This window comes from Bradyrhizobium genomosp. I (2014) (assembly GCF_000261685.1).
Lineage (GTDB): Bacteria > Pseudomonadota > Alphaproteobacteria > Rhizobiales > Xanthobacteraceae > Bradyrhizobium.
On record NZ_AJQE01000028.1, the window covers coordinates 23819 to 39423 of the forward strand.

General features: G+C 61.4%; 10 protein-coding genes. 4 read left to right on the forward strand and 6 right to left on the reverse strand.

Going from position 1 to position 15605, the window contains the following annotated elements; genetic code table 11:
• Positions 1 to 108: 108 nt before the first annotated feature.
• Together IC50_RS02615 and IC50_RS02620 are read left to right on the forward strand one after the other, a co-directional pair.
• Positions 109 to 4017 carry an RHS repeat protein gene (locus IC50_RS02615; RefSeq protein WP_035700055.1) on the forward strand — a complete coding sequence of 1303 codons (3909 nt, stop codon included), beginning with the start codon at positions 109 to 111 and terminating at the stop codon, positions 4015 to 4017.
• A gap of 253 nt (positions 4018 to 4270) precedes the next feature.
• Positions 4271 to 5398: an acyltransferase family protein gene (locus IC50_RS02620; protein WP_035700057.1), complete on the forward strand. Its 1128-nt coding sequence runs from the start codon at positions 4271 to 4273 to the stop codon at positions 5396 to 5398.
• Positions 5399 to 5424: 26 nt separating this feature from the next.
• Here IC50_RS02620 and IC50_RS02625 read toward each other — a convergent pair whose 3' ends face one another.
• Together IC50_RS02625 and IC50_RS02630 are read right to left on the reverse strand one after the other, a co-directional pair.
• Positions 5425 to 6783 (reverse strand): polysaccharide pyruvyl transferase family protein, encoded by a 1359-nt coding sequence (locus IC50_RS02625; protein ID WP_244429501.1) that lies wholly within the window; start codon positions 6781 to 6783, stop codon positions 5425 to 5427.
• A 19-nt stretch (positions 6784 to 6802) separates the two neighbouring features.
• Positions 6803 to 8260: a lipopolysaccharide biosynthesis protein gene (locus IC50_RS02630; RefSeq protein ID WP_035700061.1), complete on the reverse strand. Its 1458-nt coding sequence runs from the start codon at positions 8258 to 8260 to the stop codon at positions 6803 to 6805.
• A 239-nt stretch (positions 8261 to 8499) separates the two neighbouring features.
• Here IC50_RS02630 and IC50_RS02635 point away from each other — a divergent pair, with 239 nt between their 5' ends.
• A complete protein-coding gene (locus tag IC50_RS02635) occupies positions 8500 to 9645 on the forward strand; it encodes a glycosyltransferase family 4 protein (RefSeq protein WP_244429502.1) in 1146 nt (381 codons plus the stop codon).
• A 20-nt stretch (positions 9646 to 9665) separates the two neighbouring features.
• On the opposite strand, the gene IC50_RS02640 is transcribed toward IC50_RS02635, so the two are convergent.
• From IC50_RS02640 to IC50_RS02655, 4 genes are read right to left on the reverse strand one after another with little or no spacing between them, the layout of a single operon-like run.
• Positions 9666 to 10757 carry an acyltransferase family protein gene (locus IC50_RS02640; RefSeq protein WP_035700064.1) on the reverse strand — a complete coding sequence of 364 codons (1092 nt, stop codon included), beginning with the start codon at positions 10755 to 10757 and terminating at the stop codon, positions 9666 to 9668.
• Positions 10754 to 11863 (reverse strand): acyltransferase family protein, encoded by a 1110-nt coding sequence (locus IC50_RS02645; RefSeq protein WP_244429503.1) that lies wholly within the window; start codon positions 11861 to 11863, stop codon positions 10754 to 10756. Before IC50_RS02645 ends, IC50_RS02640 begins: the two co-directional genes overlap by 4 nt.
• Positions 11864 to 11869: 6 nt before the next feature.
• Complete coding sequence (locus IC50_RS02650; RefSeq protein WP_035700065.1) at positions 11870 to 13207, reverse strand: hypothetical protein; 1338 nt, start codon at positions 13205 to 13207, stop codon at positions 11870 to 11872.
• 7 nt (positions 13208 to 13214) lie between these two features.
• The gene (locus IC50_RS02655; protein ID WP_244429504.1) at positions 13215 to 14426 is read right to left on the reverse strand and encodes an acyltransferase family protein; all 1212 of its coding nucleotides are present in this window, start codon (positions 14424 to 14426) and stop codon (positions 13215 to 13217) included.
• 372 nt (positions 14427 to 14798) lie between these two features.
• Between IC50_RS02655 and IC50_RS42880 the strand changes: the two genes are divergently transcribed.
• Positions 14799 to 15602: a hypothetical protein gene (locus IC50_RS42880; protein ID WP_244429505.1), complete on the forward strand. Its 804-nt coding sequence runs from the start codon at positions 14799 to 14801 to the stop codon at positions 15600 to 15602.
• Positions 15603 to 15605 lie beyond the last annotated feature (3 nt).

A 15605-nucleotide genomic window follows, 5' to 3' on the forward strand; every position in this document is an offset into this window, starting at 1 on the left:
ACTCGCGATTTGTAGCTTCGATTTTTATCTGAAATTCACACTCGACAGAGAAGCTTGAACGCAAATCCTGCGAGCAATTTTGCTCGCGCTGAAAAACCCGAGTGTGCAATGTCCGACCAAACCATCCTGTCCGCCAGCGGCTTCATCAACTCCATCGGCGTCAACACGCACGCCGGCTTCGGGTGGACCGGCTACAACAATCTCGCGCTGATGGCCGACGACCTGGAATATCTCGGCGTCACCCGTCTCCGCGACGCAATGGGAACCAGCCCGGCTTCACAACCTGTGATTGAAGGCCTCGCCGCCGCCGGTTACAAGTTCGACTTCCTCGCTTCGTCCGCCCTGCCCCAGATGGGTACGACCGGACTTCAGAAGTACATCGTCTCGCTCGAGAAGTTCTTGGCGAGTCATCCGGGCAGCATCAGCGCCATCGAGGGTCTCAACGAGGCCAATCACCAGCCGTTCAGCTATAATGGCAGCTCCAGCCTCAGTGCCGCGGCCCAGTTCCAGAGCGTGCTCTATCAGGCCGTCAAGGGGGACGCAGCGCTGTCCAGCATTCCCGTCTTCAATCTGTCGCTCGCCTACAACGATCCTCAGGGCTACGGCCAGCTCGGCAACATGTCGGGCTCGGTCGACTTCGCCAATGCGCATGCCTATGTCAGCACCAGTCTGACCACCAATAGCTCGCTTGCCGCCACATTGAGCGCCGTCTCCACCGCGGCGCCGGGAAAGCCCGTCGTCATCACGGAGACCGGCTACACCACGCAGGCCAACACCCAATATCTCGGCGTCAACGAGACGGTGCAGGCCAAATCGATCCTGAACACGCTGGTTGATGCCTACAAGGCCGGTGTCGGCGCGACTTATCTCTACGAGTTGTTCGACCGCGACTCCTCCGCCGCCAATACCAACCCGGAAGCGAACTACGGATTGTTCAACTCCGACGGCACGCCCAAGCTCGCCGCGACGGCCATTCACAACCTGACGACCATCCTGGCCGACGACGGCAAGGGCGACCTGCAGCCGACTGATCCGTTGAACTATACCCTGAGCAACATGCCGGCCTCGGGCCACAGCATGGTGCTCGGCAAGAGCAATGGCGCCTACGAGCTCGTCGTCTGGGCCGAGCCGAAGCTCTGGAACGATGCCACCGATACCGAGGTGTCCAATGCGGCCCAGACGGTCACGGTGAACCTCGGCGCCGTCCGTCATACGGTGAAGGTGTACGACACGCTGACGGGGACCACGGCGATGGCCAGCTACACCGACGTCAGCACGATCACCGTTCCGGTCAGCGATCACCCGCTGATCATCGAGGTCGACGCACCTGCGACCACCCCGACGCCCCCGGACACCCGGACCAGCATCAGCGGCACGGCGGCCGAGATCGTTCCGCAACTGTCCGACCTCAGCACGTCGACGGCGCTGCAGAGCATCACGCTGACGGACTCCCACGTGCTGCCGGTTGCCTCGAAGGCGACGATGGATTACGTCATCGCTCATTACGGCAGCGCCCTCTCCAAGATTCAGGGCGGCTATTCGTTCTCGGTGACGAACACAGCCGCGACCTGGATCAACACCAAAACTTACGACGCCAGCGGGGCACTTCTGTCGAAGTCGGACACCGGCGTGAATTCGAGCGGGCAGCCGGCCTCGACCACCGTCGCCCACACCGACGGCTCCAAGGATCTGATCAGTTATACCGGCGGTGTGAAGACGAAGTTCGTACATGTCGGCACCGACGCAACCAGGACCACCGACACCTATAACACCGCTGGAACCCTTCTGAGCGAAGTCGTCCAGAAGTCCGACGGCTATTACTCCACCACGCTCTACACGAGCGGCGTGAAGACCGCCGCCTACGTCAAGAATGCCGACGGCTCGCAGGCCAACTATACGTACGGCATCACGGGCAAGAGCTTCACCACTCAGGTTCAGCACCTCGATGCCTCCGGGAAGGTCACGTCGGTGACCCGCAGCCATGCCGACGGCTCGCTGGATTCGACGCAGGTCTACAACAGCGACGGCAGCAGCGTCATCACCACCTATAGCGCCACCGGCGTCAAGCTGGTCGAGACCACCTATCATGCCGATCACGGCAAGGACGTCTGGACCTACAACATCGCGGGCCAGACCTACGCGACCGAGCACGACGTCTACGACACCACCGGCTTCCTCACCAGCCTGACGCGCCTGCACAGCGACGGCAGCCTCGCCTTCAAGCTGGTTCAGACGCCTGACGGAACCAAGACGACGGATTGGTACAATGCCGCCGGCAGCCTCACCAGCGAGGTGGTGCAGAAGGCGGACGGCACCACCTCGACCACGCTCTACAGCAACGGCGTCAAAACCAACGCCTATGTGAAGAATGCCGACGGCAGCCAGGACAATTATGCCTATGGCATCACCGGCCAGAGCTACACCACGCTGATCCAGCACGTCGATCCGTCAGGCAAGGTCACGGCCGTCACCCGCAAGCATGCCGACGGCACGCTCGACTATACGCAGGTCATCAACGCCGACGGCAGCAGCGTCGTCACCAACTATGATGCTGCCGGAACGCGGACCAAGGAGACGGACTATCACGCCGACGGCAGCAAGGACGTCTTCCTGTTCGACATCACCGGCCAGAACTACACGACCGAGCACGACATCTACGATGCGACGGGCTTCCTCACCACGCTGATCCGCAAGCACGCCGACGGCAGCATGGCGTTCAAGCTGGTGCAGAGCAGCGATGGGACCAAGACGACGAATTGGTACGACGCGAGCGGCGTGCTCACCAGCGAGGTCGTCCAGAAGCCGAGCGGTTACAGCTCGACCACAGTGTACGCCAATGGCGTGAAGACCGCGGCCTACATCACCAACGCGGACATGAGTCACGACAATTACAGCTACAACATCACCGGCCAGAGCTATGCCACGCAGTACCAGCACCTCGATCCATCCGGCCACACGACCGAGGTGATCCGCTGGCATGCCGACAACTCGCTCGACTACACCCAGGTCGTCAACAGCGACGGCAGCAGCGTCGTCACCAACTACGACCCGGCCGGCGTCAAGAAGACGGAAACCGACTACCACGCCGACGGGTCGAAGGACGTCTTCCAGTTCAACGTCGTGGGCCAGACCTACGCCAACGAGCACGACACCTACGATTCGACCGGCTTCCTCACCCACATTGTACGCACCCACGCCGACGACAGCCTGGCCTTCACGCTGGTGCAGAGCGCCGACGGCACCAAGACCTCGGATTGGTACGATGCCAACGGCGTCATCACCAGCGAGGTCACGACCAAGAGCGATGGTTATAATTCCACGACCGTCTATACCGGCGGCGTGAAGACCGCCGCCTACATCAAGAACGCCGACGGCACGTCGGACAACTGGAATTACAACGTCACCGGGCAGTCCTACACCACCCAGCATCAGCACCTCGATGCCTCGGGCAAGCTGGTCGAGCTCACCCGGACCCATGCCGACGGCACGTTGGACTATACCCAGGTCGTCCACGACGACGGCAGCAAGCTGACCGACATCTACGACAGCGTCGGCAACAAGACCCAGGAGATTGCCAACAACGCCGACGGCTCGAAGGACGTCTTCCTGTTCAACTTCAACGGACAGACCGGCACCACGCAGCACGAGAACTACAACACCGCCAATGCACTGCAGTTCATCGACCAGACCAAGACCGACGGCACCCACAACGTCACGGCCGTCGCTGCCGGCGTGACGATCCACGGGGGGGCCGGCAACGACGTGTTCTCGGCCGCGCCAAACTCGACCACCATCGCCTTCGATCATGGCCACGACCAGATTCTCAACTTCCAGGCCGGCGACGGCACGACTCACGACGTGGTCCAGATCTCGAAGCTGCTCGCCGCGGACTACAGTCACCTCCAGATCACACAGTCCGGCACGAACGCGCTCATCACGTTCTCGGCCAACGACACGATCCTGCTGAAGAACGTCTATGTCAGCAGCCTGACGAGCCACGACTTCCTGTTCGTCTGAACGCGGCGAACTGCTGCGCAGACGCGCGCCAACATCGCCAGGGACCGGGACCATGCAGGGTCCCGGCCCTCGTACGTTTGTTGGGCGCCTGCCTCATCGATGAGCAGGCAGCTGACTGCCATCAGCAATTGAATGGGTGCCATGAATTCCGGCGGACAGGCGCGATTGCACCGCATCGGCCGGCGCGATTGCGAACTTGCGTCACAATTCGACTCTAGAACGGAGAAGAACCGCGCAAGGACTCCGAGGCCCGATGGAAGCCAGTGAAGCAAGACGTTTTGTCGTTCTCGACTTCTACCGCTTCGTCGCCGCGCTCGGGGTCTTCATCTTCCACCTGAAGCTGATCGGCCCCGGCATTTCGCCGGTCTGGAACGGATCCTTTGGCCTGTTCGTGGACATGTTCTTCATCCTGTCCGGCTTCGTGATCTCCTACTCCTATCCGGCCGACGCGCGCGGCGTTCGCGCCTATTCCCGGTTCATGATCCGCCGTATCGCGCGGATCTATCCGCTGCACCTGCTGAGCTTGCTCGTCTTCGTGGTGCTGATCGGCGTCGGCCTCGAGCGCACCGCGCGATCAACCTCGCTGGACTTCCTGTATAACCTCCTGCTGCTCCAGGCCTGGGGCGTCGCCGATCATCTCAGCTTCAACTCGCCGTCGTGGTCGATCAGCGCGGAATTCTTCTGCTATCTGATCTTTCCGCTGCTGATGCTGCTCGCACGCAAGGTCCAGCCAGTCGTGCTCGGCGCCATCGTGGCGGCGCTCTATCTGGTCCTTGCCCACGGCCATTTGCCGATCTGGCAGGAACGGTCGCAGATGTACGGCGCCAATTTCGACTACGGCATGCTCCGCGCGCTGCCGAGCTTCCTGAACGGCATCCTGCTCGCCATTCTGTTCCGGATGTCCCGTCCCTACCGGCACAAGAGCGTGGTGTTCGCCGGCATCGGCATGTTCGGCCTTTCCGTGCTCGTCCTCAACGTCTTCGCCAAGCCGGATCTGGCCATTCTGCTGTTCTCCTGCGCCATCCTGCTCACCGCGGTCGGCGAAAGCGCCTTCAAGGCGTTTCCGGGCGCGCGCCTGCTTGGACGACTCGGCAACACCTCATACGCGATCTACATGCTGCACGATGCCGTCCTCATTGCGGTGTTCAAGCCGTTGTGGACCTGGCTCGGACTGGGCCCGGATCAATTTGGCCTGTTCGCCCTGGCGTGCTGTGCGGTCCTCACCATCCTCGCGGACCGCACCTACGCCTATTTCGAAAATCCCGCGCGGCGCCTCATCAACCGCTGGGCTGACACAGGCGTCACGTCCTCGCGCAGGGCTCAGACGGTCGCAGCCGAAACATCCATGCGCTTTGACAACACCGAGCGGGCGGTCAACTGACGCCCTGCCGATCACGAGGAAGGCGTTCAGGCGACCTTGCCGTCAGCCTCCGCCATCCGCATCGCGCCATCGTCCAGCAGCGGTGCGATGTTGGCACGCGACAGCTCCATGACGGCCGGTAGCGCTTGGCGTACCTGCTCGCCGGCGGATTCGTGCGCACCGAGGAAGTGCAGCACAAACTTCTCGAAGCTGTCCCCGACGAGGAACTGGGCCGGCGAAAGCAATAGCGACTCGCTGATGCCGAAGTGCGCGAACAGGCCCTGGAACTTGTCCTGGTAGGTAATCGCCGCGACCGGCGTTCCCTGCCCGAGCGCCGCAATCGCCAGATGCATGCGGCCGGTGATCACGCCGTCGACCAGACCAACAACGGCCTTGATTTCGCCCGCCGACAGCATCTGCTTGACATGGTGCACGTGCTCGCCGAGCGCGGGCTCGAGGCGGTCGGCCAGCGGCCGAAGGCAATTGTCGTCGGCGATCTCGGGCCGGTAGTCATGCGCGAGCAACAGCCAGCTTGCATTGTGCTCGCGGGACAGCCGCGCCATGGCGGCCGCCGCAAGCTCGATCATTTTCCGCAGCTTGGTCGGCTCCGGCTTCTTGAACAGCATCGGGTGCATGTTGAAGACGAAGACCTTGCGCCCCTGCCCGCGCTGTCGCGCGACCGCGGCCGCGATTTCCTTCACGGCGGCGGTGTCCGCTCGCGGCGTCAGCATGAAGGCGGCATCGGCGACGAGACGTGCGCGTTTCCGGGCGAAATCGTCGAAGCGCTGAAGGGATATCGAATCGCGCAGGTTCAAGGCCACACCCGGACCCAGCAGCCGGAACACCTCGCGCAGTGCCTTCGCCGGGCGGGAGTTGAAACTGAAGCCCAGCACGCTGACCTTGGCGCCGAACGCCGCCATCAGGTCGGCAACGAGCAGCATGCGCGCGGCATCCACCGGAGAATAGTAGCCGTCGAGCACGTCGGCGCCCAGAACCAGCCCGAAATCCGGTCTGGTCAGAGACAGCTCCTGTGCCACCGTCTCATAGGAAAACGGCTGCCTCCAGAATTCGAGCGGCTTGAAGCCCATGGCGCGCACGTCCGCGCTGGCCGCTGCGGTGGCGGTGACGATATGGATCTCGAGATTCGGATAGGCCCGCTTCATCTCTCCGGCAGCCGCTTCGATCATGGCCTCATCGCCACGCGACTGATGAACGCTCCAGGGATCGGAGGGAAGCACCACGAGCCGGCGCGGATCGTTGCGCGGTGCGGCGTTGACGCCGACATCCTTCCGCGCGATCTGCCACCTGCGCAACTCCAGCAGATCGAGCGCAAAGGGCGTATTCTTGGCGCTGTTGAGCCAACCCCGAAGCTGCCTGCGCACGGGTACGGGGATCAATTGCTTCACGTCGTCCTCCTCGTCTTCATCAGGCGGCCGCACCGCGCTTCACGACGAAATCAATCAGCGAGAAGAGCTGCTTCCGCCAGAACAGCAGGATGCTCGTCAGATAAGTCGCTCCAAAGCAGGACGACAGCAGCCCAATCCGCAAGTAGGGGTTCATGCCCGGCGTCGCCTCCCGGCACAGGACAACCGCGCCGTAGGCCAGGACGATGGCGCAAAGGCAACCCGCGATGGGGCGCAGAAACTGCCCCCAGCTCAAGCCCAGCAGTCGGAGCGCCAGCGCAAACGTCACGGGCGTCACCACGAGCTGCGCGAACGCGAAGATGGTCGCCAACTGGCCGATGTCGCGCGACGGAAGCAGGAACATTGCGGGCACGACCGCACAGAATTTGAGGATATTCAGCGAAAAGACGTAGTTCGGCTTGCCGAGCGCGCCGAAATAGGCGCTGTTGACGAATTGCACCGTCTGGACAGCGCCGATCAGCATCAGCGGCCTCATCACCGCGTCGCTGCCGCTCCACTTCGCGCCGAACAGCAGCAGGGAGAATTCCGGCGCGATCGCGGCAAGAAGCACGAAGACCGGCGAGCCGATCAGCGCGCCGAGACTGACACTGCGCAGATAGGCGCCAGCGATCCGGTCTCGCTCGTGCGCGATTTTGGACAATGCGCTCAGCGCAACGTCCATGACCGCCTGTGTGAGCAGCTGCATCAGGATGATATAGACCCGCGCACCCACCGTGTAGATGCCGAGAGCGGCGACGCCGTAGAGCGACAGGATGATCATGTCGATCGTGCGGACGATGGCGAAGTCCAGCAACCGGTTCAGCATGACGTGGATGCTGTAGCTTGAGAGCTCGCGAAAGCTCGTCAGATCGTACCCACGCATCGGCAGCCATCGCGGCTGGCTCCAGAGCCACAGGCCGCTGATCGCGCTCTGAACGACCACCTGGATCACGAGGCTGAGGGCGCCAAAGCCGGAATAGGCGCAGGCTATCCCCACGACGCCGGAGACGGCCGTTGCCACCATGGTCCTGACCGCGAGCACGCGAAAATCCATCTGGCGCTTGTAGAGTGCCTCCTGGAACAGGGTGGCAGTGCCGATCGGAAGAGAGAGAGAGGCGGCCGTCAACAGCGGCGCGAGCCCCTTGACGTCGAGCCAATGCTCGATATGCGTCGCGAGCAGAGCGATCAGGGCAGCCAGGACCGCCGAAGCTGCAAACGAGCAGAAAAAGGGCAGCGTCACATCGGCGGGTTCGAGCGTCCGCCGCTGGATCAACGCATCGCCGAAGCCGAATTCCGCGATCGAGCTCAAAAGCAAGAGGATGAAGGCGACCAGCGCCGCAAGACCGAAATCCGCGGGATCGAGCAGCCGCGCCAGCACCAGGAACAGCACGAACGACAACGCACGGCCGCCCCAATTCTGTGCGAGCGACCAAAACAGCGCCACTACGACCTGATGTTGCTTGCCCCGAACGACGTTCATCAACAATTCGACCCAATTCCGACAGATCCAACCACAATCTCAAACGAGACCGCGCGGTGAACGATGACGACACGCGATCATCTGTCTCCGCTCACAACGGCGACCGATTGCTCGCGACAATACGACGGAGTGATGGCAATCAGATGATCGCCATCACGATCGATTTAGAGTGGAAGTGAGTTCAAATCGTGGACTACACTTCCTCAGTCTCTGCGATGTGATGCAAAATGGATGCCTTGATGAATTCGTCCGCCCCGCGTTCGTTCAGTAACTCCAGACGCCTGCGTGTGGCGATCTACGCACCGCATTTTGCGGAATATTCCTACCGTCTCGCATCGGGATTGGCTCGCCATTGCGACGTCCGGCTGGTGCTCAACCGCAAAGATGCCAACCAGCAATGGGAACTGGCCGATATTGCCGTGACGGCTCCATTCGAGACGAGAGTTCGCGACCTGAGCCTGCGCCGCGGCGGCGCGATCGGCATCCCAGCCTCCTTCCTGGACATAATTTCGTTTCGCCCCGACGTGATTCATTGTCACGAAGTTCCGGAGATCTACACGTCCAGGCTGATCCAACTCCTTCGTCCACTCGGCATTCCCTTGGTGTTGACCGTTCATGATGCGATTCCGCATTCGGAAGGCGGCTCCGGTACTTCACCACGCGAAGATGGTTGGCGCGGACGCATGCGCGCAGCCGCGTCGATCGTCACGACGCACGGAGAGAGCTGCATTGCCGATTTTCGCCGTGCCTCGCCCGACTTCAGGGGCGAGACGGTCTCCAGCATGCACGGCGTGCTCATGGTTCCACCGGCCGGTGGCGCGATGACTGCGCCCGAAGCCGCACGCATCCTTTTCTTTGGACGGATGTGGGCTTACAAGGGCCTGGACGTCTTCATCGACGCGATCGACATGTTGGCCCGGCGCGGTGTCGCGCACGAGGCGATCGTTGCCGGGCGCGGCCCCGAGATGACGCGGCTCGGAGCGCGCATGGAGGCGATGCCGACGGTCACGACCATCAACGCCTACATTTCGCCCGCGGATACCGGGCAGCTGTTTCAATCCGCCGCCGTGGTCGCCTTGCCTTATAAGGATGCAACACAGAGCGGCGTGCTCGCATCCGCTTACGGCAATTCTCGTCCCGTCGTCGCCAGCGCCACCGGCGGCATTCCCGACGTGGTGACGGACGGCGTGAACGGCCTCCTGGTTCCTCCCGGCGATGCCACTGCATTGGCCGATGCACTCGAACGCGTGCTGAGCTCGAAGCCGCTTGCCGCGACGCTGACCGACGGCGCGCGGCAAACCGCGACCGGCATCTTGAACTGGGATCGCATCGCCGAGGGATTGCTGGGCTCCTATCGCAAGCTCGCCGGCCGTACCGTGAGCTGATACGACGGGCAGATGGTCTCTCAGACCGATTGCCCGATCTTCAGCGGTCGAAAGACCATGCCGCGGATCGCGCCGTCCAACAGGCGCCGCAGCCTCACCTCGATCAGCTCATAGCTGATCGCGCTCGCAACCAATGACATCACCAGCCCGAGCCCGATGAAGGCGGCCCACAGCAGCCATCGGTCGACACCGACGGCGACCAGCTTCAGGCCGATCACCTGCAAGGGGAAGAGCACGAAGGGATGCACGAGATAGAGGCTGTAGCTGATCTTGCCGACATATTGCAGGGCCGGCGCGCTCAGAGCCTTGCCGAGGCCGGACCCCGGAGCAAGCACCATGCCGAACAGCAGGAAGCCGGGAACGAGCCCCACGAACGGGTGAAACAACACCAGACTCGCATACATGGCTGCTCCGCAAGCAAGGCCTGCGATCAAGCCGAGACGCCCGGGAATCGAGATGCGAAAGCCGGTGGCGCTGAACAGCATGCCGATGCAGAAGAAGGCTGTGATCGGCCAATGCAGCAGGCAGGCGACGCCCAGCAGGATAAGCGGCGCGGCCAGCATCTTGCCACCAACGCGCAGCATCGAAAACGTCGCTGCGAACCAGATGTAGAACGCCCATTCATAGGTCAGTGTCCAGGCATTCTGCTGGGCAATGGGCAAGCCGAGCGCATCCTGCACGAAGAACAGATTGGCTGCGAAGATTGTGAGATAGCTCGTCAGATCGATCCCACGAAAGAACTTGTAGGCCACGATCGGACCGATCGCGAACAGCGCAAGATGCAGGACGACGAACACCGGCATGATGCGCAGGACGCGATCGAAAAAGAACCGCGGCAGCGACCCATGCCGCACCAGGCTGGCCGGGATCAGGAAGCCGCTGATCATGAAGAACAGCTCGACGCCATGCCCGCCGACATTGATCACCGATTGCAGCCAGGGCCAGAGTGGCGGCAGGAAGCCGGGATCCGGGATGTCGTACATGCCGCCCTTCGGCATGTCGTAGAAATGATCCATCAGCACGCTGAGCGCCGCAATGCCGCGAAGCCCCTGCACCGACGGAACGAACGAGCCGTCGTAGGCGCCCCCCGGGTGGTGCGGAACCCCGGTCACTCTGCGGCGCCTTGCGTACTGAGCGCAGGCTCGAGAACCACCTTCTTGCGCCGCGCCGAGCGGAAACGGTGCCCAAAGGCAATGCTGGGCTTCTCGACGAACGTAAACGTCATCCAGCTGACGAGAAGCGACAGAGCCAGGATCACAGCCAGGAAGATCGACCATCCGAGCGGCCCATCGCCGAACCAGACGAGGCGATGGACCAAGACGATCGCGAACGGCGACATCAGATAGACCGAGTAGCTGATGACGCCAACGAACGCCATCGGGCGCCACGCCATTCTCTCGCCGAACACGGCAAAGCCGATGAAGACCAGCGCCGCGCAGACATAGGCCGATCCTATCGAATAGCTGTAGAAGAAATTCTCGTGATACACGCCTCCGAACCGCCGGTCCGACAGGGCGATGGCGAAGATCGTATAGAGGAACGTGCAGCCGAGCACATGGGTCCATCGCAGCTTTCCGCCGATGACGGTGTCGCGGATGATCTTGCCCAGGAACATGGCCGACAGGTTCAGCCCGACCTCCATCACCGAGGAGACGGTCCTGTTCTCCACCAGCAGCGCAGCGGTGGTCCCGACCAGCGCGGCGGCAACGACGATCGTCACCGCCGTGAAGCGCTGGTTCAGCAATCCCAGCGCAAAGAGGATGGTGCACCCGACGTAGAACAGCAGCTCGATCGCCAGCGTCCAGTAGAACACCCACAGGTTCGGGACGTTCACGAAGGTCTGCAACATCGTCACGTTGGCGGCGACCTGCCCCAGCGGATAGACCCTCGACTCCAGCAGCTGCATCGTCACCAGCCCGACCACGAGCGAGGTCCAGTAGGCCGGGTAGAGCCGGAAGAAGCGACTGATCGCAAAGTCCCGCCCCGGTGTGGCGCTGTCCGGAAAGCTGAACGGAATGACGAAGCCGCTGACGAAGAAGAACAGCACGACGCCGAACCGGCCGAAGTTCATGTAGTAGCCGAACACATCGTGGATCGGCCAGTAGAAGGCGCCCGTCGGGTGCTTCTCCACGATGATCTCGAGCACATGCTGGACCAGGACGGACAACACGGCAATGCCGCGGAGCGTATCGATGAAAGCGAGCCGTTTATGCATCATTCGTTCTCACCTGCTTCCGCTCGCCGCCGGTAGATCCGGGCGGAATCCTTCCAATGACGGCATCGGCGGCCGCATGACAATTGGCACGGTCTCCCCCGTCCGTGCGGAGGTCGCACGGCGAGAGAACACCTCGCTGAAGCTCAACGCGATGATCAGCAGGCCGGACGCCGGGCCGTAGTTCAACACCGTGATGGTGAACAGGTTGACGACGAAGATCAGCGTCAGCTTGTAGACGTCGGTCGCTCCGAACGTCGCCCGGAACACCATCACCATGAAGGCCACGAACGGAAGACCGAACATCAGGTAGGTCCCGATGTAGAAATTGTCGACCGGCACCCAGAAATGTGCCAGCGGCGAGAACAGCTTCTGCGGATAGTTGAAGCAGCCCGCGCCGCAGCCGGTGATGAGACCTATCGGCATCAGCTGGTTCATGTAGACGAACGGCAGCTGCCAGCTGTTGTTGATGCGATCGACGATGCTGAACAGCGTCGAATGCGGCACGGCAGCGGTGCCGGACGCGACCACAATCATGAAGAAGGGCACAAAGATCGCGGCAAACGACCAAAGCGCAATGGTCCGGATGGCGGGAAAACGCGACTTCTCCGGCAGCATCCGAACGAGTACCAGCAGGAGCAAATACAGCACGAGGACGATCATGGTCGTCTTGCTCGTGGTCAGCTTGATGGCATAGATCGCGATGGAACCGAACAGGACGCACCACGTCGTGCTCATGCGAATGGACGTGATCGCGAACGAGATCAAGATGAAGAAGGCCGCCATCGTGCTCTCGGCGGCGAAACCTGTCAAACGTTGATCGTCGCCGCCATAGGCCCACCAGAGACGGCCAGCTTCGCGAACTGCGCCGAAGGACTCATATTTGTAGCCCACCCAAGGCATGAGGTAGAACTTCGTTAGAAAAACGCCGACCAGCGAGAGATAGAAGGTCGTGGAGATGACCGACAGTAGCTTCCGGTACCCGCCCAAACTCGAATCACAGAAGCAGAAACCGACGAAGACCGGCAGCATCATCTTGAACGACGACATCGCGGCGTTGACCGTTCCCAGCATGAAGTAGCCGAGCACCAGCGACAGCATGATCTGCACCAGGACGACGGCGGCCATGATGCTGCGATTGCGCAAGATGCAATGGATGACGAACTGCACCAGACACAGAAGTGCAATGCCATCGGGCACGAACCAGAGCGCATCAAGATGCAAGATGCTGGTGTAATAGCGCATCACACCACCGAAAGCGTCCCGAACCAAGTAAGCCGCGAGCGCGATCGCCTCGATGTTGAGGCTGACCACCGTCATCCGGGAGCGCTGCAACGTAAGAGACGTCACGTCTGCCTCAATTCGTCAGTTGCGCCGACGGCGCATGAGAGGAACCGAATCCTGACCGGCCTCCAAGCAGATTTCGCAGCAGCCTGCCTCCTGGAATTTCGACGTAGAGGTAAGTCAGGTTGGCGACTGCCAGCACCGCAGCCAATGAAACAATGAGGTTTAGCGTAGAGGGCAATCCCGCCCAGATCCGATCCAATGCCGCGATCGGCCCTGCTCCGAGCGCCCTCACGGCGTACTCGGCAAACAGAACTACCAGCGCATGAACCATATAGATGGAGTACGAACGGCGCCCGAGCCAAACGAGCGGCTTGGCGGCCAGAATACGGGGTAACGGCAGCGCATTGGGAAAGGCCAGCAGACTACCGAGGAAGATCGCAAAGGTCACGGGCGCAAGGATGGTTGACGCAGGATTGGTCTCTGCCAAGGACACCAGGGCGATACTGGCGATCATGGCGACGAATTGCAGCACACCTTCGACCGCCCGACCCGGCTTGAACGGCAGCCGGTCGACGATCCTGACCGCGAGCACGCCCAGAAAGAAGCTCACGAAGCAGCGCAGAATGCCAAACTCGGTTTGCAGCTCGAGGCTCCTCTTGCCGAGCACGAAGATGATGACGACCAGACTTCCGACCGCGAGCGCCCCGCAGAGCACGTAGAACCACAGCAACGAGCGCATGCGCTGGGCAAAGAGCACGATCAGGCCGAACACCAGATAGGTGTAGAACTCGACGCTGATGCTCCAGCTCGGCCCATTCCAGCTGAGATAGTCGATGAACCCCATCGAATGCAGCAGCAGGACGTTGAGAAAGAAGGAATAGGCGTTGTTCACCTCGAACGCCGCCGGCGCGGCGACGACGACGCCCGCCATGACCAGGCTGATGCGCAGAAGGCGAAACAACAGATTCGCCATCAGCATGACGATGTGCAGCGGATAGACCCGCGCCAGCCGCCGAACCATGAACTCGCGCAGCGAGAAGCGCCCGAAGTCGCTCTCGACGTAGCTGAGCGACATGACCATCCCGCTGAGAACGAAGAACAAATCGACCAGCAGCCAAGCGCTTCTGAAGAACGAGCAGTTGATCCATGCATTGTGCGGGAACGCCGCAAGAAAAGTCGGCATCAGCAGGAGATGGTGAATCACCACCGAAGTCGCGGCAATCCCCCGGATGCTGTCGAGCGGCAGGACATGCGTCTTCTCACGATGAACCAACTCCGTCACATCAGCATTCCATAGCTATTGCACCGCAGCAGTGTGTATCAGGTCTCGCGCATGTTCAATCTCTGCGATCGCGGACTCGCACTCGATGCATGACAACCGACGATACTTTCAATGCTCGCAGATCATTCGGACATGCGAGCGCCAACTTCATGCCACTTTTTGTTTGAGACCCGCGTGCTTCGGGCGCAAATGTCATCAGCTGTGATGATTGCGAGTGTTTGCGTGGAAAGTGTGCGCGAAATTCGGCGCTGTTGCGATGGAGGCCAGTGCTGAGACATTGATCTCTCCGCATGCAAATGTCGCACGGAAACTTTTCTGCAGACAAGGAACAATAGTCGCGCCTGGCGCTTGTGTCGGTTTTGCGACGCGTGCTTGCGGCGCCTCGACATGCGAACGCCTCTTTTGTTTTCAAACTGCAACATTCCTGTGCGCGAACATGCCGATCTCGCAGGCATTGCACATCCTCATTTTGCAACCGGCCGGAAGCAGCTCACGCATTCGGTGTCGGCGATCGATGCATCCAGCTTTTGCGTCGCACAAAAATTGACACAGTTAGCTGCCAGGTTTCGGGTGTTCTCCTACTGCAACAGGGAGGAAGGGACACGGATGGGCTGCGGAGCAACACGTCGTCATATGAAGCCGCGATGGCTCCCGGTCGCCTTGGCAGGTTCTGCTCTGATCGCCATGAGTGTCGATGTTTGCCACGCCCAGTGCGTCGAATTCTCGGACCGAGCCTCGCAGCTCGAACTCGACACCTTCGTAAAGTCGCCGTCGTCGCTTCTGGAGCGACTGCGCAATGACAAGGAGAAGTTGCGATATCGGCTCTCTACTTATATCGCGACGAATCCATCGGTGTTGCCGTCCGTGCAGACGCTCATCTCAGCATCGGCTTCAACCGATCGGTCAGCCATCGGCGCCGCGCTGCGGATTGCCGAAGGACGGTGCACATCGACGAAGCCTGACGCGGCGCGCAAGATCAGGGATTTCGTTCAGCGGATCGGAGATCTCAACGTGCAAGCAGGCTATTCCGCGGCGGGAGAGGACAACTCCGGCGCCCAGCAGGCCCAATCGCAAGGCAAGGGCCTTGCGCAGCCGCCCCGAGGCGGCGCCCTGCTCGACGGCGAATGGAAGACCAAGCTGGCCAACCCATTCAAGCCCGTCCCCCTACCGAATTGATCA

What these genes read in the sequence shown, in the direction of transcription:
- IC50_RS02615 (WP_035700055.1), top strand. Translation starts at nt 109, where the DNA reads ATGTCCGACCAAACCATCCTGTCCGCCAGCGGCTTCATCAACTCCATC.
- IC50_RS02620 (WP_035700057.1), top strand. Translation starts at nt 4,271, where the DNA reads ATGGAAGCCAGTGAAGCAAGACGTTTTGTCGTTCTCGACTTCTACCGC.
- IC50_RS02630 (WP_035700061.1), bottom strand. Translation starts at nt 8,260, where the DNA reads ATGAACGTCGTTCGGGGCAAGCAACATCAGGTCGTAGTGGCGCTGTTT.
- IC50_RS02635 (WP_244429502.1), top strand. Translation starts at nt 8,500, where the DNA reads ATGAATTCGTCCGCCCCGCGTTCGTTCAGTAACTCCAGACGCCTGCGT.
- IC50_RS02645 (WP_244429503.1), bottom strand. Translation starts at nt 11,863, where the DNA reads ATGATGCATAAACGGCTCGCTTTCATCGATACGCTCCGCGGCATTGCC.